The 20,749-nt window shown below is 74.5% G+C and carries 15 protein-coding genes and 1 pseudogene; 4 read left to right on the forward strand and 12 right to left on the reverse strand.

All coding sequences use genetic code 11. The features are described 5' to 3' along the window. Positions 1-10: 10 nt before the first annotated feature. Together IE180_RS02025 and IE180_RS02030 are read right to left on the reverse strand one after the other, a co-directional pair. Positions 11-802, reverse strand: a complete 792-nt coding sequence (locus IE180_RS02025) for a transglutaminase domain-containing protein (RefSeq protein ID WP_229860243.1) — start codon at positions 800-802, stop codon at positions 11-13. A 106-nt stretch (positions 803-908) separates the two neighbouring features. Next, the gene (locus IE180_RS02030) at positions 909-1,907 is read right to left on the reverse strand and encodes a glycoside hydrolase family 18 protein (protein ID WP_373302640.1); all 999 of its coding nucleotides are present in this window, start codon (positions 1,905-1,907) and stop codon (positions 909-911) included. A gap of 256 nt (positions 1,908-2,163) precedes the next feature. On the opposite strand from IE180_RS02030, the gene IE180_RS02035 reads away from it, so the two are divergent. Both IE180_RS02035 and IE180_RS02040 read left to right on the forward strand, forming a co-directional pair. Then, entirely contained in the window at positions 2,164-4,269 is a 2,106-nt protein-coding gene (locus IE180_RS02035; RefSeq protein ID WP_190154968.1) for a TPM domain-containing protein, read from the forward strand. A gap of 164 nt (positions 4,270-4,433) precedes the next feature. Beyond that, a pseudogene (locus IE180_RS02040) lies at positions 4,434-4,832 on the forward strand (PspA/IM30 family protein); the annotation flags it as partial. Positions 4,833-4,849: 17 nt separating this feature from the next. Here the strand turns inward: IE180_RS02040 and IE180_RS02045 are convergent. From IE180_RS02045 to IE180_RS02075, 7 genes are all read right to left on the reverse strand, one after another. Continuing rightward, positions 4,850-7,420: a SpoIIE family protein phosphatase gene (locus tag IE180_RS02045; protein WP_190154970.1), complete on the reverse strand. Its 2,571-nt coding sequence runs from the start codon at positions 7,418-7,420 to the stop codon at positions 4,850-4,852. 144 nt (positions 7,421-7,564) lie between these two features. Next, the gene (locus tag IE180_RS02050) at positions 7,565-7,987 is read right to left on the reverse strand and encodes an ATP-binding protein (RefSeq protein WP_190154971.1); all 423 of its coding nucleotides are present in this window, start codon (positions 7,985-7,987) and stop codon (positions 7,565-7,567) included. Between the two features lie 142 nt (positions 7,988-8,129). Next, the gene (locus IE180_RS02055) at positions 8,130-8,615 is read right to left on the reverse strand and encodes a (deoxy)nucleoside triphosphate pyrophosphohydrolase (protein ID WP_229860244.1); all 486 of its coding nucleotides are present in this window, start codon (positions 8,613-8,615) and stop codon (positions 8,130-8,132) included. Positions 8,616-8,655: 40 nt separating this feature from the next. Next, complete coding sequence (locus IE180_RS02060) at positions 8,656-8,835, reverse strand: SPOR domain-containing protein (protein ID WP_190154972.1); 180 nt, start codon at positions 8,833-8,835, stop codon at positions 8,656-8,658. 917 nt (positions 8,836-9,752) lie between these two features. Next, complete coding sequence (locus IE180_RS02065) at positions 9,753-10,505, reverse strand: GntR family transcriptional regulator (protein ID WP_190154973.1); 753 nt, start codon at positions 10,503-10,505, stop codon at positions 9,753-9,755. Between the two features lie 168 nt (positions 10,506-10,673). Then, the gene (locus IE180_RS02070; RefSeq protein ID WP_190154974.1) at positions 10,674-11,852 is read right to left on the reverse strand and encodes a DUF4190 domain-containing protein; all 1,179 of its coding nucleotides are present in this window, start codon (positions 11,850-11,852) and stop codon (positions 10,674-10,676) included. A 166-nt stretch (positions 11,853-12,018) separates the two neighbouring features. Next, positions 12,019-13,596: a S8 family peptidase gene (locus tag IE180_RS02075; RefSeq protein ID WP_190154975.1), complete on the reverse strand. Its 1,578-nt coding sequence runs from the start codon at positions 13,594-13,596 to the stop codon at positions 12,019-12,021. A 184-nt stretch (positions 13,597-13,780) separates the two neighbouring features. Here IE180_RS02075 and IE180_RS02080 point away from each other — a divergent pair, with 184 nt between their 5' ends. Then, positions 13,781-14,893, forward strand: a complete 1,113-nt coding sequence (locus tag IE180_RS02080) for a threonine synthase (RefSeq protein ID WP_190154976.1) — start codon at positions 13,781-13,783, stop codon at positions 14,891-14,893. Between the two features lie 129 nt (positions 14,894-15,022). On the opposite strand, the gene IE180_RS02085 is transcribed toward IE180_RS02080, so the two are convergent. The 3 genes from IE180_RS02085 to ychF all read right to left on the reverse strand — a co-directional run bounded on the left by IE180_RS02085 (position 15,023) and on the right by ychF (position 19,899). Continuing rightward, positions 15,023-15,784 carry a DUF4232 domain-containing protein gene (locus IE180_RS02085; RefSeq protein WP_190154977.1) on the reverse strand — a complete coding sequence of 254 codons (762 nt, stop codon included), beginning with the start codon at positions 15,782-15,784 and terminating at the stop codon, positions 15,023-15,025. A 128-nt stretch (positions 15,785-15,912) separates the two neighbouring features. Then, positions 15,913-18,558, reverse strand: a complete 2,646-nt coding sequence (locus IE180_RS02090) for an AfsR/SARP family transcriptional regulator (RefSeq protein ID WP_190154978.1) — start codon at positions 18,556-18,558, stop codon at positions 15,913-15,915. Between the two features lie 252 nt (positions 18,559-18,810). Beyond that, positions 18,811-19,899: a redox-regulated ATPase YchF gene (gene ychF, locus IE180_RS02095; RefSeq protein ID WP_190154979.1), complete on the reverse strand. Its 1,089-nt coding sequence runs from the start codon at positions 19,897-19,899 to the stop codon at positions 18,811-18,813. 161 nt (positions 19,900-20,060) lie between these two features. Here ychF and IE180_RS02100 point away from each other — a divergent pair, with 161 nt between their 5' ends. Next, a complete protein-coding gene (locus IE180_RS02100; protein ID WP_190154980.1) occupies positions 20,061-20,735 on the forward strand; it encodes a DUF6542 domain-containing protein in 675 nt (224 codons plus the stop codon). Positions 20,736-20,749 lie beyond the last annotated feature (14 nt).

Below are 20,749 nucleotides of genomic sequence, written 5' to 3' on the forward strand. Positions count from 1 at the left end.
CGGCCCGCCTTCAGACCGCCGCGCCCGCGCTCCAGCGGCCGAGGACCGGCTCGGCGAGGGTGCGGGCGGGGCGGCACAGGGTCTGCCCGTGGAGGTCGAACAGTTCGTCGCGCGAGGAGAAGCGGCCGAGGTCCGTACGGAGGTGGGCGGAGAGGTCGCAGGGGGCCGGGCCGGCGCAGGCGGCCGGCGCGTCCCAGTCGACGGCGGTCCGGGCGACGGCCTCGAAGAGCGTCTCCGCCCCCACGTTGGTGAACCCGCCGCCGTGCCCGCCCCGCCCGGGACCGGTGAACAGCTCGGCGATCGGCACCCAGGCCGTGCCGGTGCCCGCCGACCCGGCGAGGCGGAACTCCGGCCAGGCCAGCAGGACCTCTTCCGGGACGAACGCGCGGAGCTTCGGGAACCTCGGGTACCAGAAGGTGCCGTCGACGAGCAGGCCGCGCACCCGGGTCTCCACGCCGAGGGACCGGGCCACCGCCTCCAGGGCCGCCATCCGCTGGCTGCACGAGCCGCGCCCGAGGCGCAGCGTGCGCGACACCCGGCGCCGGTCCTCCACGGAGTACACCGGCCGCACGGCGGTGACGAGGATGCCGTGCGCCACCTGGAGCCGGGCCCGGTCGGTGACCGCCCCCCGCGCCTCGGACTCGCGCCACACCCGGGCCACGAGCGCGGTCACGAGCGGATGCTCCAGGTCCAGGACCGGAGTGGGCCGGGTGGACCCGGGCACCTCCCGCGCGGACGCTTCCGCGCCCTCGGCACGGGCCGTGCGGACGGTGCGGACCGGCATCAGCAGACGGCTGGTCACGGCGTACTCCCCCTCGCCCGGCGGCCCGCCTCCGGGGCCGCACGGCCCCCTCCTCCTCAGCCCCCTCCCCTGCCGGCGCCCGGACCCCCCTCCTCGCCCCTCCGGGTCAGAGCCAGCCCGCGCGGTAGGCCGCCCAGTCCCCCTCCCGCGCCGCGAAGTCGACGTACAGGGCGAGCCCGAACCGCTCGCGGCCGGGGTCGGTGCGGCCGAGGCCGAGTCTCGCCCCCTTGACGGCCGCGGCGACCGTCTCCGCGTTCTCGTGGTGACCGAGGTCGTCCTCGTGGAAGAAGGGGAGCCCCACCAGCAGGTCGGTCGTCCCGGGGGTCACCTCCAGGGCGAGGGCCGTCTGCTGGGCGACGTACCCGCCGTAGAGGCTCTCCAGCGGCATCCAGGTGTCGTACGACATGACGGCGATCTGGTCGACGCGCCGGGCCACCTCGCCGAAGAACTCCTGCGACCACCACTTCTCGCTGCCGCTCAGCGCGCCGTTCACCGCGTGGGCGCCCGGCAGCGGATCGATCTGGTGGGCGGCGACCGAGAGCGGGACCTCGCGGGCCCGGGTCAGCTCTCCGAGGCCGTCGAGGAGGGAGAGGTAGTCCCGGTCGTCGGAGTGCAGCGGCTCCAGGTCGAAGTGGACCCCGTCGAAGCCCGCGTCGAGCACCTGCCGGGCCGAGCCCACCACGGCGCGGCGCGACCCGGCGTCCTCCAGGCGCAGCCCCACGGGCCCCTCGGTGGCCAGGACGTCGCCCAGCCATGCCTGGACCCGTATCCCGGGCATCGCGCGGTGCACCCCGTCGATCAACCACCGGGCACGCGGGTACCTCGCCCTCGGCAGGGTGCCGTCGTGCTCCAGGGGCCCGGCGTGCACGTACAGGTCGCGTATCCCGCTGTCCTTCAGCCGCGCGGCGAGGGCCGCGAGGTCGGCGTCCTTCTTCCGCCCGTCGACCCAGGCGTGCCCGATCCAGAAGGCGTCCTTGCCGCGGGTCCTCGTCCCCTCCTCCAGGTCGCCCGTGTAGCTGACGCGCAGGGCCAGGGCCCCGAAGAGCGGTGGCACCACGAGCAGCAGGACGAGACCCAGGACGAACCGGCGTCCCCGCCTCCACACACGCCTCAGTCGTCCGTCCACCCGAGCCCCCCGAGAGCCGTCGCGTCACTGGAACCACCGTAGCGGCGGCTACTGACAGTGACGCTCGGACGAACGCAACGGTTTCCGGACGCCACGGATCCGGCCGCGGGTTCCCGGACCGCTCCGGCCCCGGGTTCAGGCGTCGTTCCGGCCGCGGGTTCCGGCGTCGTTCCGGCCGCGGGCGCCGGGACCGGCCGGGTCGCGAGCGCACATACCCGGACATAACCTCCCCCTTGTGACACGAACAGCCACCCGAGCCCTTGTCGCGGTGCTGGTGGCGGCGTGGTGGCTCCTCGTGCCCGCCGTACACGGCGCCCACGCCGACGACCCCGTCGTCCTGTCCCGGGACGGACAGGTCACCGACCGGGCCGGCGCCCTCGGCGACCGCCGCGCCCCCGCGGTCCGGGTTCTCGACCGGCTCTACGACGACCGGCGCGTCCAGCTCTTCGCCGTCTACGCACGGGACTTCTCCGGACGCCCGGGCCGGGAGCGGGCCGACGCCACCGCCGAGCGCAACGGGCTCGGCCCCGACGACGTCCTGCTCGCCGCCGCCACCCACGACCGGCGGTACGGCTACTCGGCCGACCCCGGCTCCCGCTTCACCCGGGCCCAGCTCGACGAGGTCGCGCGGACCGCGATCGGACCGGTCCTGAGGCGGAACGACCGGGCCGGCGCCGCCGTCGGCGCGGCGAACGGCTACGCCGCCGTCCTCGCCGGCCGACCCGCCCCCGTCCCCGTCCCGACGCTCACCCCCGACCCCGCCGACCCCGGCGCCGCGGCTGACGACGGCACCTCGGCGACCGACCTCGTCCTGCCCCTGGTCCTCGTCGGCGGCGCGGGCGCCGTGGCGGCCTACGCGTACACCAAGCGGCGGCGGCGCGCCGAGACCCGCACCACGCCACGGGGCGGGCAGGGCTGGGGCCCTCCGAAGGAGACGGCGCCGTCCCTGGACGAGCTGGACGGGGAGGCCCGCCGGACGCTGGTCGCCACCGACGACGCCGTCCGCACCAGCCGGGAGGAACTCGGCTTCGCCTCCGCCCAGTTCGGCGAGGAGGCGGTGCGCCCCTTCACCGAGGCCGTCGACTTCGCCGAGGAGCAGCTGACGGCCTCGTTCCGGCTGCGGCAGAAGCTCGACGACTCCTTCCCCGAGGACGACCCGACCCGCCGGGCCGTGCTGGACGAGATCCTCCGCCGCTGCGCCGGGGCGAACGCGCGCCTCGACGCCGAGACGGAGGACTTCGACCGGCTCCGGGCCCTGGAGCGCACGGCCCCGGAGGCGCTGGCCGCCGTGGAGGCGGCCTTCCGCGAACAGACCGGGCGGATCGGGACGGCCGAGGCGACGCTGACCGCGATGCGCGAGCGGTACGCCGAGACGGCGGCCGCCCCCGTCGCCGGTGACGTCGAGCAGGCGAAGGACCGGCTGGTGTTCGCGACGACCCACGTCGACCAGGCCCGTCAGCGGATCGACGCCGGTGACAACGGCGGGGCCGCCGTGCACATCCGGGCCGCCGAGGGCGCCGTGGACCAGGCGGCCCGGCTGACCGAGGCCGTGGACCGGCGGGCGCGGGACCTGGCCGAGGCGGTGGGGAAGCTGGCGAGCGCCCTCGCGGAGACGGACGCGGACCTCGCGGAGGCCCGCGGGCTGTCGGACGGAACCGCCGAGGGGGTGTCCACGGCCGGTCTCCGGGGCCGGATCGCCCGCGCCGAGTCGGTGGTCGCCGAGGTGCGGCGCGGGGTGGACGCCGGGCGGTACGACCCGATCGACGCCCTGCGCCGGGTCGAGGAGGCCGACGCGGTGCTCGACGAGGCGATGGAGCGCGAGTCGGGGGCGCGACGCGCGCGCGTGCTCCTCGACCAGGTGATGCTGACGGCCCGTTCGTCGATCGGGGCGGCGTCCGACTACGTCACCACGCACCGGGGCGCGGTGGGCAGCGAGGCCCGTACGCGCCTCGCCGAGGCCCGGCGCCGCTGGGAGGAGGCGCGGTCGCTCGCCGACGCCGACGATCCTCGGGCGGCCCTCGCGGAGGCGCGGCAGGCGGACGCGCTGGCCCGGCACGCCCAGGACCTCGCCGAACAGGACGTCCGCACGTACGGGAATCCGAACGGCCTGGGCGGCGTGACGGGGGTGGGGGGAAGCGGTGGCGGCGGTCTCGGGGGCGCGGTGCTCGGCGGCATCGTCCTCGGCGGCCTGTTCGGCGGCGGGTCCGACAGGGGAGGAGGGGGCGGCTTCGGCGGCGGCGGCTTCGGCGGCGGGCCCGGCAGCTTCGGCGGCAGCGGCACGCGCGGCCGACTGGGCGGCGGGGGCACGCGCGGCCGACTGGGCGGCGGGGGCCGCTTCTGAGGAGGGCCGCGCCTGTTCCCCGTGGGCCGCGCCGGCTCCCCGTGGGCCGCCCCGTCCCCTCGTGGGCCGTCCTCTCCCCTCGGTGGGCCGTCCCCATCCCCTCGTACGCAAGGAGAACGAGCATGAGCAGCAGGCAGACCGTCCTCGGCCGGGTCGCCCAGCCGGCGAAGGTCGCGCTGGGACGCCAGCTCCAGTCGGAGAAGGAGGCGCGGACGGCGGAGCCGACGATCGCCGCGCAGACCGACGCCGTGGAGAAGCTCAGGACGGGGCTCGACGGTACGAGGGCGAAGCTGGGCGAGCTGCGGGCCGAGCGGGACGAGCTGGTGGCCCGCGCGAAGTCGGCCCGGGCGCAGAACCTGATGACGGACGCCGTGAAGAGCGTCGACGTGCTCGATCCGTCGAGCGAGCCGAGCCGCTCCGAGGACAAGGTGCGCGGGGAGGAGGCGAAGGCGCTGGGCAGGCAGGAGCCGGCCGCCTCCTCACCGGACGCCCGGTTCGAGCAGCTGGACGCGCTCGGCGACAGCGCCGAGATCGAGGCTCGGCCGGCCGCGCTCAAGGCCTGACGCCCGGTCCGAACCGCTCAGAACATGCTGAGGAGCTGCTCCACCGTGGGCTCCGCCGCTCCCTCGCCGTCCGGCAGGGCCAGTTCGAACCAGACGGTCTTGCCGCGCGGGGTGCGGCGGGAGCCCCAGGAGGAGGAGAGCAGCCCGACGAGCTGGAGGCCGCGGCCGCCCTCGTCGGTGTCCCGGGCCCGGCGGCGCCGCGGCTGGACCAGGCCGGAGTCCCAGACCTCGCAGACGAGGGTGCGGTCGCGCAGCAGGCGCAGCCGGATCTCGCCCTCGCCGTAGCGCAGGGCGTTGGTGACGAGTTCGCTGACGAGGAGTTCGACGGTGTCGACGAGCGGTTCGAGGTCCCAGGCCGCGAGCTGGGCGCGGGCGAGTTCGCGGGCCCGGCCGACCGAGCGGGGTTCCCTGGGCAACTGCCAGTCGCCGACCGCCTCGCTGGGCAGCCCCTGGATCCTGGCCATGAGGAGCGCGATGTCGTCCTCGCCGTGACCGGTGTTCAGGCTGGTGAGGACCCGGTCGCAGACGTCCTCCAGGGGGCGGGCCGGATCGGTGAGGGCGCGCCGGAAGGCCTGGAGGCCTTCCTCAAGGGGGTGCTCGCGGGACTCGACGAGCCCGTCGGTGTAGAGGGCGAGGAGGGCGCCCTCGGGCAGTTCCACCTCGACCTCCTCGAAGGGTTCCCCGCCCACGCCGAGCGGCATGCCGGGGGGCACGTCGAGGAGCACGGCCTCCTCGCCGGGTTCGACGAGCACCGGCGGGAGGTGTCCGGCGTTGGCGAAGGTGCAGCGGCGGGTGACCGGGTCGTAGACGGCGTAGACGCAGGTGGCGAGGTAGACCTCGGAGAGTTCGGGCCCCCGGTTCTTGTGGGCGCGGGACTGCTGGGCCCCGATGGGGGCGCCCAGGCCGCGGGCGATCTCGTCGAGGTGGGAGAGGACTTCGGCGGGCTCCAGGTCGAGCTGGGCGAGGGTGCGGACGGCGGTGCGGAGTTCGCCCATGGCGACGGCGGCGCGCAGGCCGCGGCCCATGACGTCGCCGATGACGAGGGCGGTGCGGTGGCCGGGGAGTTCGATGACGTCGAACCAGTCGCCGCCGACCTCGGTGGCGGTGGTGCCGGGGAGGTAGCGGCAGGCGATGTCGAGTCCCGCGGCCTCGGGGTCGCCGGGCGGGAGCAGGCTGCGCTGGAGGATGAGGGCCCGCTCGTGCTCGCGGCGGTAGAGGCGCGCGTTGTCGATGCAGACGGCGGCGCGGGCGGCGAGTTCGACGGCGAGGGCCCGGTCGCGCTCCCCGAAGGGCTCGCTGCCCTTGGTGCGGGAGAACTGGACGAGGCCGACGACGGTGTCGTGGGCGGTCATCGGGACGACCAGGGTGGACCGGACGAGGTCTCCGTCGGAGCCCAGGACCGTCCGGACGCGTCCGGTGCGCAGGGCTCCTGCGCAGGGCGAGTTGAACGGGTAGCGGTGGACGGCCCCGACCTCGATGGGCACGGGCCCGCAACAGCCGCCGTCCGGCCCGTGCCCCTCGTCGGTCCTGAGGGGGGTGTCGGAGACGGCGCTGGCGAAGGCGACCCTGCGGAGTTCGGCGCTGCCCGCGCCGTAGCCGACGTCGTGGGAGTTCCCCCAGCGGCCGGGCGGTGCCTCGTCGCCGGTGAGGAGTCCTTGGTAGAGGTCGACGGAGGCGAGGTCGCAGAAGCCGGGGACGGCGACGTCGAGGAGCTCGCGGGCGGTGGCCTCCAGGTCGAGGGAGTTGCCGATGCGGGAGCCGGCCTCGTTGAGCAGGGCGAGGTTGCGGCGGGCACTGGCGGCCTCCCTGGCGGCGTTGTGCCGGCGGGTGACGTCGATGCCGAGTCCGGCCACCCCGATCGGGCGGCCGGAGCCGCTGTGCACGCGGTAGAGGTTGATGGACCAGTGCCGGCGGTCCTTGGCACCGGGCGCGGCGCCGACGATCCGGAAGTCGGTGACGGACTCGCCCGTCTCCAGGACCTTCCGGAGGGCGGCGGTCATCCGGTCGGCCTCGGCGCGGCCCAGGTAGTCGTGGACGGTCCGGCCCCGGTGGTCGTCGGCCTCGCCGCCGAAGACGGTGGCGAAGCGCCGGTTGGCCCGCTTCACGGTGAGGTCGGTGCCGAAGAGGAGGAAACCGAAGGGGGATTGGCCGAATATCGCCTGGGAGGCGGCGAGGTCGGTCTCGATGCGGCGCAGGGCGCGCACATCGACGACGATGCAGAGCGCGGCCCGCTCCCCGGTCTGGGTCTCGCTCGGCATGACGTACATCTCGGCGATGCCCCGGGGCCGGTCCTCGCCGGGCACACGGAAGGGGACGAGGCCCGTCCACTCCTTGCCGTCGAGGATCTCCTTGACCCGTCGGTGGCCGCGCTCGCGCAGGTCGGCGGGCATGAAGGCCTCGACGGGGTCCTTGCCCCTGGCCTCCTCCGCGGTGACTCCGAAGAGGTCCACGGCCCTTCGGCTCCACTGCTCGACGAGGCCGTCGGGCCCGATCGAGAAGGACGCCACCCGGATGTAGTCATAGATGGAGCCGGGCGGGCTGCTCTGCCACACGACGCCGCCGCTCGCCGTCTCAGGTATCTCGCTCACGCGACCGTCCCCTCCAGCTCACCGCACCGGATCGGCCATGCCCGCAGTATTCAATACGGCAGGCCCCGACGGCACGACGCTCACGATCACAGGGTGGTCTCGTTCGTCCCTGGTCGAGTAGCGGTGATCGTTGTCCCACCCTGTTTACTCACCAGGGAGAGCCAGCTCGAACCATACGGTTTTGCCGGTCCTTCCTCTACGGGTTCCCCAGCGGCGGGCGGAACAGGCCACGAGCGCGAGGCCTCGACCCCCTTCGTCCTCGGGCCCCGGGGCCCGCTCGGTCGGCGGATCCGGAAGCGGATCGGAGACCTCCACCAGGAGCGCCGGCGGCCGCGCCGGGTCGGCGCCGCCCTCGCGGGGGCGGACGAGCCGGACGCCGATGGGGCCGGAGGCGTACCGCAGCGAGTTGGTCACCAGCTCGCTGACCAGCAGGACGGTCACATCACCGAGGGCCTTGTCGAGCTCCCAGGCACGCAGGGTCTCGCGCACCGCGTGGCGGGCCGTGCGCACGGCGTTCGCCTCCGCAGGGAAGTTCCACTCCGCGCGGTCGCCGTCGGTGTCGATCACACCCGATCACTTCCCCAGCCGTGCGTCAGCGGGAAGGTCCCTGCCCCCTCCCAAGGGGTTATTTGGGACATACCCGCTATTTGGGACGGGATATCCCGCTGGGAGCGTCAGCAGGCGCACGGTGGCACGAACGGCGTAGGGCTCAGTCGCGCGCTCCACCGAGGGGAGTCGCCGGCAGCCTCAGCGCGGCCTCGGCTACGGCGGGGCGGTCCTGGTCGAGCCAGTCGACCGAGTCCAGCTCGCCCCGCGCGAGCCAGCGCAGTTCGTCGTGGTCCTCCAGGGGACGCGGTTCGCCGGAGAGCAGCCGGGCGGTCCACACCTTCAGGACGTATCCGGGCTTCAGCGGCCACTCGCCGGGGAGGCGCTCGCCCGGCTCGACCTCGACGCCGAGCTCCTCGCGGAGTTCGCGGACCAGGGCCTCTTCCGGGGTCTCGCCCGGTTCGAGCTTGCCGCCGGGCAGTTCCCAGCGCCCGGCGAGCTCGACGGGGGCACTGCGGCGCGCGGCGAGCAGCCGCCCCCGGTCGTACAGGGCGCCCGCGACGACGACCACGACGCCGGCTCCCTGGCCGGGGCCGGCGTCGTGGTGGTGCTCGTGGGGCACGGCGGGTTCGGTGGTGCGTTCCGTCATGGGCGCGAGCGTAGCCCGGCCCGGTCGGCGCCCGCCGGGGTCAGAGGGCGGGACTGCCGATGCGCTCGACCCAGTAGAGCTGCTTGTGCCCGCGGTCGTCGAGGCTGTCCGCGATCTTCTGGGCTTCGTCCCTGGTCGCGTACCGCCCCACCCGGTAACGGTTGCCGTTGTCGTCCTGCCGTATGACGAGCCAGGGAAGGACGGGGCCGCTGTCGGTCATCAGGCTTCTCCCTCCGCCGGTCCGGGCGCCACTGAGGATCCCCGGGAAACCGCAATCCGCATATGCCGGAGCTTACGCCTGACCTTCACGCAGCGGATACGGGTTTTCACAAAGAGGCATGGATCGGCCGGGAACCGACGGAGGGCGGCCGAAGGCCGCACTCTGGGCACCACGCCGGGGACGGCCGTCACCGGCATCAGGACGGCCCGCACCGGCATCGAAACGACCGGCGCCGGCATCGGGGCGGGCGACACGGTGGGGCGCGAGTGGCGCCGCCGGGGGCGGACGACGCCGCCGTGCTCGGCGCCGGACGCGGGGACGGCGGTACCGAACGCGGGGACGGCGGTACCGAACGCGGCGCCGGCAGCGGCGGACGGGGTGTCGGCGGCACCGGCGCGGCACCGGCGACGGCCGCAGCACCAGCGACACCGGGCGTGGCACCGGCGGGGGCGCGGCACCGCCGGGGGCCACGGCACCGGCACCGGACGTCGCATCAGTTCCGGATGCCGCATCAGCGACGACCACGCCGTCAGCGGCGGGCGTCGCGTCAGTTCCGAACGCCGCATCAGCGACGGCCACGCCACCAACAGCGGACGTCGCGTCAGCGGCGGACGTACGGGAGGCCACGGAAGGAGCGCGGCAGGAACGGTTCGCGACGGCCGTCGGCGGTGGCGCGGGGCCTCGGCGGTGGCGCGGCGGCCACGGAGTCGCACGGCTGACGGCCTGTCGTCGCGGCGCGGACCGGGAACCGAGTGCGCGTCACCTTGGCCCGGCCACGGGGACCGGCGGGCCACCCCCTCCGCCCGGCCACGGGAGCCGCGGGCCCCCGCCCGGCCACGGGAGTCGTCGGCCCGTCGTCGCCACCACCCCCGGGAACCGACCGCCCGTCATCCCGGCGCCCGGGCGACCGGCGCGGGTCAGCGCACCGGCAGGTGGTACGCGAGGCGGTAGCGGTCGGCCGGGACGACGACGTCGGCCGTCTCCACGGCACGGCCCGAGGCGTAGTACGTGCGCTCCACGACCATGACCACGTGCCCCGGCACCCCGCCGAGGGCGAGGAGCTCCTCCGCGAGGCCGGGCCGGGCCCCCACCTCCTCCACCACGTTGTCCACGACCACGTCGATGGCCGCCATCCGCTCGACGACGCCGCAGCCGCCCAGGGGGCCCTCCTCGGGCAGCATGACGGGCGTCCGGCCGGTGACGGCGAGGGGCTCCCAGGAGGTGGAGACCATCATGGGCTCGCCCCCGTCCCGGTACACGTACCGCGTGCGCATCACCCGCTCCCCCGGCTCGATGCCGAGCCGCTCGGCCACCTCGACGCTCGCCGGCTCCTGCTCGCTGCTCGACTCCCAGGTGCCGCGGGCCCCTTCGGCGGCCTGCTCCTGACGGAAGGGGCTGGCGCCGGACGCGGGACGGTAGCCGGAGCGGGCGATGCGCCGGGGCACGGGACGCTCGCGCACATAGGTCCCCGAGCCCGACCGCCCCTCCACGAGCCCCTCGGCCATGAGCACCTTGCGGGCTTCCAGCGCGACGGTGTCCGACACCCCGTACTCCTCGCGGATGCGTGCCTGCGAGGGGAGGCGGGTATGCGGTGGAAGCGAGCCGTTGGCGATCTTCTCCCGCAGATCGCTCGCCACGCGAAGGTAGGCGGGCTGCTCACCGAACGTCACTGGACACTCCCCTCAGGTTGACTGACAGCTACAGCGTGACAACCGAGGGTCGCCGTCCGCAAGCATGGGCCACAGTTTCACTCGAAGTGATGAAAGCCCGGTTGCCCGCGGTCACCCGGGGAGATGCCGCCCGAACCCCTGGTTCCGCCCCGTGCGGACGCGCCCGGCTCAGGCCTGGGCGCCCTCGCCCGCGGGCGGCGTGCCCGTCAGTCCGAGCGCGGTCCGCGCGTCGGCGCCCAGGTCCTCGGGAAGGACGTCCCAGGCGGCTTCGTACGCCTCCCAGTAGGCGTCCGCGTCGTGCACCGCGGCCAGCTCTCCCCAGCGCTCCGACGCGGTGTCGAGCTGCTTGCCGAGCGCCGCGACCGCCGTCCCGGACGCGCCGGGCCACCGGCGCCCCCTGAGGCCCGCACGCGCCGCGTCGATCGCCTTCAGCACCTCCCCGGCCCACTCCTTGTTGGAGGCGAAGTCCTCGTCCGGGTCGTCCTCCGGCTCCCCGTAGACGGCCGTCTCGATCGGGTTGACGGCCGTCAGGAAGGACACCTGGTCCGCGTTCAAGGTGTGGCGGTCGGAGCGCACCGAGCCGGTGAACGGCTTCTTCTCGTCGGCGAACGCGCAGGTCACCGTGCGGTCGCCGAGGCGCCAACTCTGCTTGCTCGGCAGGTAGTAGTAGGTCCAGACCTCCTTGGGGATCTTCCAGGTGTCCATCGCGTAGGCCGCGTTGATCGTCTCGCAGCGCGCCTGGGCGAGCTTGTCGATCGAGTCCTCGCCGGGCCACTTGCCGAACCCGGTCACCTTGAAGTCGCCGGTGACCTCGGCGTCGTGCGGGCGGGCGCAGTCGACGACCTTCACGTCCGTCGCGTACTCCTCCACCTCGCCGTCGGCGTCGAAGCACTGCCCGGCGCGCAGCGAGAAGGGCGACTTGGAGCGGGAGGCCTCGTCCATACCCTTCCGGAAGCCGTCCCACGCCGAGCTGAAGCCGCCGCTCGCGAGACCGGCGACCACCAGCAGGGAGCTGACGGCGGAGAGCGCGATGCCGGCGATCGCGAGCCCCTTGCCCGCCTGGTCCTTCTTCCTGATCTGCGGGAGGGCGACGAGGCCGAGGACCAGACCGAGGGGCGGGAGGCAGCAGACGATGCCGGAGACGAGGGAGCCGATGGCGAGCCCGTTGGCGGAGCGTCGGGGCGGCTGCCCGTACGGGACGGTTCCCGGCGCCCCGGGCGGGCCGCCGTAGGGACCGGCCGCGTACGGCATCCCCGGGGAGGTGTACGGACCGGGGGCGGGCCATCCCCCGGGCTGCGGGCCGCCCGCGGGAGGTGGGGTCGGCGGGGTCGGCTGGCTCGGCTCCACGAGTACGCGCTCCTGTTGCGGACGGGCGATGCGAACAAACGCTCGGGCGCGCATCGTACGCGGCGGGACGGAGGGAACGGCCACGCGGGGCCCGGCGGGCGGGAGCGACCCGGCCGGAAGGGGCGGCCGTCACGAGACGGCCGCCCCCTCACCGGTGGGACCGGGCTCAGAACTGCAGGGCCCAGGAGTCGATCTTCCCGGTGTCGTAGGTCGCGTTGTCCGTGACCCGCAGCTTCCACGTGCCGTTGGCGACCTCCGAGGAGGCGTTCACGGCGTACGTGGTGTTGATGTTGTCCGCGCTGCCGCCGGTGCCGAAGGCCTTCAGCGTGTACGCCGTGCCGTCGGGGGCGATCAGCTGGACCTGGAGGTCACCGATGTAGGTGTGGACGATGTTCACAGGCACCTGGAGGGTGGCGGGGGCGTTGCCCGTGACGCCGCTGACGGTGACCGGGGACTCGACGGTCGCGTTGTCGTTGATCGCGTAGTCCGTGGTGTTCTCGAACTTCGGGCCGGTGGGCGGCGGGGTGGTGGTGCCGCCGCCGACGTAGAGCAGCTTGTTCGGGGAGCCGGTGCCGGGGCTGGTGACGACGTTCGGGGTGGCGGCGGCCGTCAGGGCCGTGGAGACCTGCGCCGGGGTCGCCGTCGGGTTGTCCGCCAGGTAGAGGGCGGCGGCGCCGGCGACGTGCGGGGTCGCCATCGACGTACCCGAGATGGTGTTGGTGGCGGTGTCTCCGGTGCCCCAGGACGAGGTGATGGAGGAGCCCGGGGCGAAGAGGTCGAGGCCGCTGCCGTAGTTGGAGTAGCCGGCCTTGGCGTCGCTCGACGTGGTGGCGCCGACGGTGATGGCCTCGGCCACGCGCGCGGGCGAGTGGTTGGCGGCGTTGTCGGTCTCGTTGCCGGCGGCGACCGCGTAGGTGATGCCGGAGGCGATCGAGTTGCGGACGGCGTCGTCGAGGACGGAGTCGACGCCGCCGCCGAGGCTCATGTTGGCGACGGCCGGCTTGACGGCGTTCCGCGTGACCCAGTCGATGCCCGCGACGACCTGCTCGGTGGTGCCGGAGCCGGAGTTGTCGAGGACGCGGACGCCGACGATCTTCGCCTTCTTGGCGACGCCGTACGAGGTGCCCGCAACGGTGCCGGCGACGTGGGTGCCGTGGCCGTGGCCGTCCTGGGCGGTGTTGTCGTTGTCGATGGCGTCGTAGCCGTAGGAGGCGCGGCCGCCGAAGTCGGTGTGGGTGATGCGGACGCCGGTGTCGATGATGTACGCCGTGACGCCCTGGCCCGCGGAGTCCGGGTAGGTGTAGCCCTGGTTGAGCGGAAGGGCCTTCTGGTCGATCCGGTCCAGGCCCCAGGACGGCGGGGAGGGCTGGGTGCCGTCGATGTGGAAGACGCGGTTCTGGACGACGGACTTCACGGCCGGGTCGGCCGCCAGCTTCCGCGCCTGCGCCTCGGAGAGCTCGACGGAGTAGCCGTTGACCGCCGTGGTGTAGGTCCGCTTGATCTTCGCGCCGAACTTGGCGGCGACGGCCCGGCCCTTGGCGGTCTCCGCCTGCGTGGACTCGTCGAGGGTGACGATGTAGCTGCCCGGGACGGTGCCCTCGGCACCGGCGTTCTCGATGACGCCTTCGGGGGCGGTCGGCGCGGCGGCCGCCGGGAGGGCGGTGAGGGAGCCGAGGGCGAGGGCGGCGACGGCGACGGCCGCGGCGGTGGCCGTCCGGCGGCGCGGTGTACGCATCACTGACATGTGGGGGTCCTCCTCGTGGGGGGAAGGCAGGAGCACGACACGTAGTTACGACATGGACATGTCAATACGGTGCGGGAGGCCCGCACCGTCCCGAACGTCCGGCTGCCGAGCGAAAGATTGACTGATCCATAGGAATCCCACAAGGGTCCCCGCCGCTCCGCAACACCCGTGCCACAGGCTTGACATGCTGTCCCGCATGATCGCCTACGAGTGCCCGCGCTGCCGGATCCAGTCCCCCACCGACGCCCTCACCTGGTGTTGTCCGCGATGCCGCGGCCCCTGGGACCTCGCGTTCACGAGTGCGCCGGTCTCCCTTCCGTCACTCGCCCCACGCGTGAATTCATTGTGGCGTTACACGGAGGCGCTGCCTCCGCTCCCGTACGGGCCCGAGGTGAGCCTCGGGGAGGGCCGCACACCGCTCGTCCGCCTCACCGACTCGGTTTCGGCCAAACTCGACTTCCTCATGCCGACCCTGTCCTTCAAGGACCGGGGCGCCGTGATGCTCGCCGCGCACGCCCGCCGGCTGGAGCCCCGCACGGTCCTCGCCGACAGCAGCGGCAACGCGGGCACGGCGATCGCGGCGTACGGCGCGCGGGCCGGACTCGACTGCGTCGTGTACGTCCCCGGGGGCACGTCCCCCAAGAAGCTGGAGCAGATCCGGGCCCACGGGGCCCGGGTCGTCGAGGTGCCCGGCGACCGCGAGGCGACGGCCCGGGCGGCGCGCGAGGCCGCCGACGAGCCGGGCGTCTTCTACGCCTCGCACGTGTACAACCCGTACTTCCTGCACGGCACCAAGACCTACGTGTACGAGCTGTGGGAGGAGCTCTGCGGGCGCCTCCCGGACACGATCGTCGTCCCCGTCGGCAACGGCACCCTGCTCCTCGGCGCCGCCCTCGCCCTCGACGAGCTGCACCGCCACGGCCTCGTCGACACCCGGCCCGCCCTGGTGGCCGTCCAGGCGGCGGCCGTGTCCCCGCTGGCCGAGGCCTTCCACGCGGGCGCGGAGGACCTCACCCGGCCGGCCGCCACCCGTCCCACGCTCGCCGAGGGCATCGCGATCCCGGCTCCGCCGCGCGCCCGCCAGGTCCTGCGGGCGGTCCGCGCGACGGGCGGCACGTTCCTGACGGTGACGGAGGACCAGATCCGTACGGCGCAAAGGGACCTGGCCCGCCGGGGCCTGTTCGTCGAGGCGACCGGCGTGGCCTGCTGGGCCGCGGTGAACGCGGCCCCGCCCCGCCCCGGCCTCACGGTGGTGCCGCTGTGCGGGGCGGGCGCGAAGACCGGCCTCGTACCGTGACCGGAACCCGGCGCGGATCGGCACCCGCACCGCGGCCCTGGGCTCGGGCACGAACCGGCACCCGCACCGCGACCGGGGCTCCGGCGGCGGATCGGCACCCGCACCGCGACCGGAGCCCCCGACGGCGGATCAGAACTCGTCGGCGCCGTTGCGGAGCTCGTACGTCCAGTAACCCGTCTTCGCGGCGGCCTCGTCGACCGCCAGGCCGCCGGCGGGGGCCTTGACCACGATGCTGCCCTCGGCCGGGCCCTGGGCGGCGAAGAGGTTCACGTTGAACTCGTTCACGACCTTGTTGTCCTCGTGGGCGCCGCCGAGGGCGATCCGCACGTTCGCGTAGGCGGGCGCGCCGGGCTTCAGGACGACCGGCGCGGCCGGCTTGCTCTTCGCGACGGCCGGGACGTCCTTGGCGGTCTGGATCGGGCCGAAGGCGATGAGCGGGTACTCCAGCAGGGTGCACGAGCGGCCGGAGGTGTTGGTGGCGGTGAGGGTGATGTGCTCGGTCGGCACCTCGTCCGCCTTCGCCGCCGTGACCTTGATGTCGCCGTAGGCGCAGGCGGGGGCCTCGGCGGAGCTCTTCCCGCCGGTGGAACCGGTGGAGCCGGTGGAGCCGGTCTTCGAGCCGCCGGTGGAGCCGGTGGAGCCGCCCGCCGTGGAACCGCCGGTGGCCGAGCCGCCCGTGGAACCGGAGCCGCTCTTCGTGGCGGTCTGGTCCGCCGTGGCGCCGCCGGCCGTGCCGTTGCTCCCCGTACCGGCGGTGGACTGGGAGGAGCTCGCGCTCCCCGCGTCCTTGGCGCCGGCGGCGTCGTCCCCGCCGCCGCAGGCGGTCAGCCCCAGCGAGAGGGCGGCGACGGCGGCGGCGGCCAGGACGGTGTGCTTGCGGTGGTTGCGCATGGTGGTTCTCCCCCGTTGACGCGGTCGGTCGGGGCGCCCGCTCGACGCGTGTGCCCCGCGGCACCGGCCTGTTCTCCCGGTGCTGCATCCAGCTTCCCGGTCGGCGCTGCCGTCCCGCTTGCGTACCGCTAACGATTCGCTGTCAGCCGCGAGAGATGCTCCGCCGCCCGCGCCGAACCCTCGGTGAAACCGGCCGCGTCGGCCGCGGCGATCGCCCGTTCCAGCTGGTCAGCCGCCTCTTCCAAGCGACCGATACCGGCCAGCGCCTCGCCCCGGGTGATCTGCAGCGAGGCCCGGACGACCACCGCGTCGGGAGACACCAGTTCCCCGGCGCGAAGAGTGTGCGCGAGCGCCGCCTCGTACTCCTCCATCCTCAGGCAGTGGCCCGCCAGGTGCTGGAGGGTCAGCACCTGGGTGGAGGGGTGGCCGGTGCGGTCGGCGAGGTCGACGGCGTGCAGCATGAGCAGCCCGGCCCGCTCGTGCTCGCCGGTCGCGTCCAGGACGGCGGCGTGGTTGACGTACGCGATGGCCTCGCTGATCGGGTCGCCGGCCCGGGCGGCCAACCCGGGCGCCTTCTCCAGGTGGACCAGGGCCTCGGCGCTCCGGCCCTCCTCGTGCAGGATCCAGCCGAGCAGGGCACGCGCGCGCGACTGCGCGTCGAGGTCGCCGATCGCCTCGGCCGAGGCGAGCCCGGCCTCCAGGAGCGGGGTCCAGCCGTCCCCGATGCGGCTGAGCATCAGCGGCCACGGCACGAGCGCGAGCCGCCAGGCCCGGTCGTGCATCCCGAGGGCGGCCGCGGCGGCGACGGCGCCCTCCAGGGCGGTCCGCTCGGCCGCGTACCAGTCGAGCGCAGCCGTGCGGTCCTCGAACTCCCTGGTCGCGGCGGGCCGCCGGGCGTCGGCGGGCAGCGAGTAGCAGGGCTGCGAGCCGGGCTCGGCGGCGGCGTCGGCCGCGAGGCCCGTGTAGAGGTAGTGGTCGAGGAGCCGGGGCAGGCCCTCGGGGTCGGCCTGCGGGGCGAGATGGCGCGCGTAGAGGCGCACCAGGTCGTGCGGCGTCCAGCGGCCGGGAACGGCCTCGGTCAGCAGGTGCGCGGCGGCGAGCCGGTCCAGGTCGGCGGAGGCCTGCCCGGGCGTCGTCCCGGCGAGCGCGCCCGCCGCGAACCGGTCCAGGTCGGACCCGGTGTGCAGACCGATCGCGCGGAACATCCGGGCGGCGGACTCCGGGATCTGCTGCACGGTGAGGCGCAGCGCGGCGGAGACGCCCCGGTCCTCCACGTCGAGCAGCGCCAACCGGCTCTGTTCGTCCGCGAGTTCGCCGACCATCGCGTCGAGCGTCCACTGCGGCCGCTCGGCCAGGCGGGCCGCCGTCACCCGGAGCGCGAGCGGCAGGCCGTCGCAGAGCCGGGCGAGCCGGCCGGCGGCGGCCGGTTCGGCGGCGATCCGCTCCTCGCCGAGCACGGTCGTGAGCAGGGCGGCCGAGGCGGCCGCCTCGAGGTGCCCGAGCGGCACGGGGCGGGCGGCGTCGGAGGCGACGAGGCCGCCGAGCCGGTCGCGGCTGGTGACGAGGGTGGCGCAGTGGTCGCCGCCGGGCAGCAGCGGCCGGACCTGCTCGGAGGAGCGGGCGTTGTCGAGGACGACGAGCAGCCTGCGTCCGGCGGTGAGGGAGCGGAACAGCGCCCCGCGCGCGTCGACGGTCTCGGGGATCCGCTGCGGCGGGACGCCGAGGGCGAGCAGGAAGTCCCGCAGGACGGCGGCCGTCTCGGGTGCCGGGGTGTCGCTGAAGCCGCGCAGGTCGGCGAAGAGCCGCCCGTCGGGGAAGTCGGTGCGCCGCTCGTAGGCCCAGTGGACGGCGAAGGCGGTCTTGCCGACGCCGGCCGGCCCGGTGACGAGACAGACGGGACCGTCCCCGGCGCGCACGGCACGGTCGAGCGCGGCCAGCTCGGCGCCGCGGCCGGTGAAGCCGCGCGGCGCCCGCGGCAGGCCCTCCGGCGCCGGGGTCCTGACCTCGACGGCGGGACGGGGCACGGAGACGGGCCCGGCGGAGCGGAGCAGCGTCGCGTACGCCTCGCCGAGGGTCTCGCCGGGGTCGACGCCCAGCTCCTCGGCGAGCAGCCGGCGGGTCCTGTGGTACCAGTCGATCGCGTCCGACTGCCGGCCGGAGCGGGCGAGCGCCAGCATCAGCGCGGCGGCCAGGGACTCGCGCAGCGGGTGGGCGACGGCCTCGGTGCGCAGGACGGCGGCGGCCCTGCCGTGCTCGCCGAGCTGCCCGTACGCCTCCGCCAGCGCCTCCACCGACGCGAGCCGCATCTCCTCCAGGCCGCTCGCGGCGGCTTCGAGGGGCCGGCTGTGCACGGTGCCGGTGAGCGCGGGCCCCTGCCAGTACGACAGCGCCTCCCGCAGCATCCGCACCGCGTCGGCGGGCTGCCGCTGCACCCCGGCGAGCCCGACGAGCTCCTCGAAGCGGTGGGCGTCGACGAGCGACTCCGGCATCCGCAGCACATAAGCGGTCCCCTGCGTCGCGAGCTCGACCCCGTACGCCTCGGCCCCGTGCTCGGCGAGCAGCGCCCGCAGCCGCGAGACGTGCCCCTGGAGGACGGTCTTGGCGTGCGTGGGCGGCTCCTCCTCCCACAGGGCGTCGATCAACTGACCGACGTTCACGGCACTGTTGGGCCGCAACAGCAGCATGGCCAGCAGACTGGACCGCTTGGCGGGCCCCAAGGCTACGTCCCTGTCCTCCGTCACCAGCGCGACGGAGCCGAGCAGCCTGAACTCCACCTGTTACCTCCGCGATCCCTGTCCTTCGAGCCCCCTCACCCCGGCTCTGAGGATACGTGCGAGTAGCGCCCCGCCCGCCCCCGGCGTTCCCCGCCCCCCGCCCCGCCGTCGCTATCCGGACACGGCGGTCGACCTCCCGGAGCCCCCCCCCGACGCCTCCCCGAGCCGGCGGCACGGCCCCTTCCACGGACAGACCACGCCGGAAGGGGCCGGACTCCGCGGAGTCCGGCCCCTTCCGGGGTGCGGATGCGATCAGACGTTGAAGCGGAACTCCACGACGTCGCCGTCCTGCATGACGTACTCCTTGCCCTCCATGCGGGCCTTGCCGGCCGCGCGGGCGTCGGCGACCGAGCCCGTCTCGACGAGGTCGGCGAAGGAGATGACCTCGGCCTTGATGAAGCCCTTCTGGAAGTCGGTGTGGATCACGCCGGCCGCCTCGGGGGCCGTCGCGCCCTGCTTGATCGTCCAGGCGCGGGATTCCTTCGGGCCGGCCGTCAGGTAGGTCTGGAGGCCGAGGGTGGCGAAGCCGACGCGGGCGAGGGTGGCGAGGCCGGGCTCCTCGGCGCCGACGGACTGGAGGAGCTCCATGGCGTCCTCCTCGTCGAGCTCGGCGAGGTCCGCCTCCAGCTTGGCGTTGAGGAAGATCGCCTCGGCCGGGGCGACCAGGGCGCTCTGCTCGGCCTTGAAGGCGTCGTCCGTGAGCTCGTCCTCGTCCACGTTGAAGACGTACAGGAACGGCTTCGTGGTGAGGAGGTGGAGGTCGTGCAGCAGCTCCGCCTTCTCCGAGCCCTGGACGATGCCCTGCGAGAAGAGCGTGTCGCCCTTCTCCAGGATCGCCTGGGCGGCCTCGACGGCGGCGACCTTGGGCGCCACGTCCTTCTTGATCCGGGACTCCTTCTGGAGGCGCGGAAGGACCTTCTCGATGGTCTGGAGGTCGGCGAGGATCAGCTCGGTGTTGATCGTCTCGATGTCGTCCTTCGGCGAGACCTTGCCGTCGACGTGGACGACGTTCTCGTCCTTGAAGGCGCGGATGACCTGGCAGATCGCGTCCGACTCGCGGATGTTCGCGAGGAACTTGTTGCCCAGGCCCTCGCCCTCGCTCGCGCCGCGCACGATGCCGGCGATGTCGACGAAGTCGACCGTCGCCGGGAGGACGCGCTGGGAGCCGAAGATCTCCGCGAGCTCGGCCAGACGGGGGTCGGGGACGCCGACGACGCCGACGTTGGGCTCGATCGTGGCGAACGGGTAGTTGGCCGCCAGCACGTCGTTCTTGGTCAGGGCGTTGAACAGGGTCGACTTGCCGACATTCGGCAGACCGACGATTCCGATCGTGAGCGACACGGTGGCGACTTCCTGAAGTGTGGATGGTGGGCCGATTCCCCAGTTTACGGGCGGGCCGAACCGGCCAGTGACGGAGACCTTCGGTCGTTCTCGGGGGCAAGGTCACCCAAAGGGCGTGTCCCGGACCTGGTTCCCGCCCCTTTCCGACCTACGTTGGTCGGGTGGAGCAGCACAGGACAAGCCAGCCGCAAGGCCGCCGAAGGCCGCAGACCCCCACGACGCCGCCGGTCGCACCGCCCGGCGCTCTCGTGGAGGGCGCGGCCGTCTACCGCGTGACCGGCAGAGCGGGCCGTGCGCCCGGTCGCGCCCGGGTGGAGCGGGCCGCGGTCGCCGGAGGTCCGGCGGCACGTGCGCCCGGCCGGCCGGGCGGGCGCCGACCCGTGCCGCCGGTCGTCCTCGCCCTGCGCCGGCTCCCCTCGCCCCGACTCACCGGGCTCGGCGCCGGGCTCTTCGCCTCCGCCGTGATGCTGGCCCTCGGTCTCCTCGACCAGCTGCTCCTGGACGGCTCCCCCGCCGTCTACGGGCTGCTGTTCCTGCCGGTCAGCGCCCTGACCGCGCTCTGGGTACGGACCGCCGACCTGGTCACCGCCCCGATCGGCGTCCCCATCGCCTTCGCCGTCGGCGTCGTGCCCATCGCGGGTGGCACGGGCGGCTTCGGCGGCCAGGCCATGGCCGTCGTGACCGCCCTCGCGGTGCACGCCGGCTGGCTCTACGGCGGCACCCTCGTCGCCGGTGTCATCGCGAGCATCCGCAAGGTGCGGGAGATGGGGCGGCGGCACCAGCGTGCTGCGGCGGCCGCCGCAGCGGCGGCGGCGGGGCGGCGGCCCGTGGCGTAGGCAGGATCCCGGAC

The sequence above is a fragment of the Streptomyces litmocidini genome (assembly GCF_014649755.1).
Lineage (GTDB): Bacteria > Actinomycetota > Actinomycetes > Streptomycetales > Streptomycetaceae > Streptomyces > Streptomyces litmocidini.

Coding starts and splice junctions, on each gene's coding strand:
- IE180_RS02075 (WP_190154975.1), bottom strand. CDS start 13,596: ATGTCAGTGATGCGTACACCGCGCCGCCGGACGGCCACCGCCGCGGCC.
- IE180_RS02060 (WP_190154972.1), bottom strand. CDS start 8,835: ATGACCGACAGCGGCCCCGTCCTTCCCTGGCTCGTCATACGGCAGGAC.
- IE180_RS02055 (WP_229860244.1), bottom strand. CDS start 8,615: ATGACGGAACGCACCACCGAACCCGCCGTGCCCCACGAGCACCACCAC.
- IE180_RS02080 (WP_190154976.1), top strand. CDS start 13,781: ATGCTGTCCCGCATGATCGCCTACGAGTGCCCGCGCTGCCGGATCCAG.
- IE180_RS02085 (WP_190154977.1), bottom strand. CDS start 15,784: ATGCGCAACCACCGCAAGCACACCGTCCTGGCCGCCGCCGCCGTCGCC.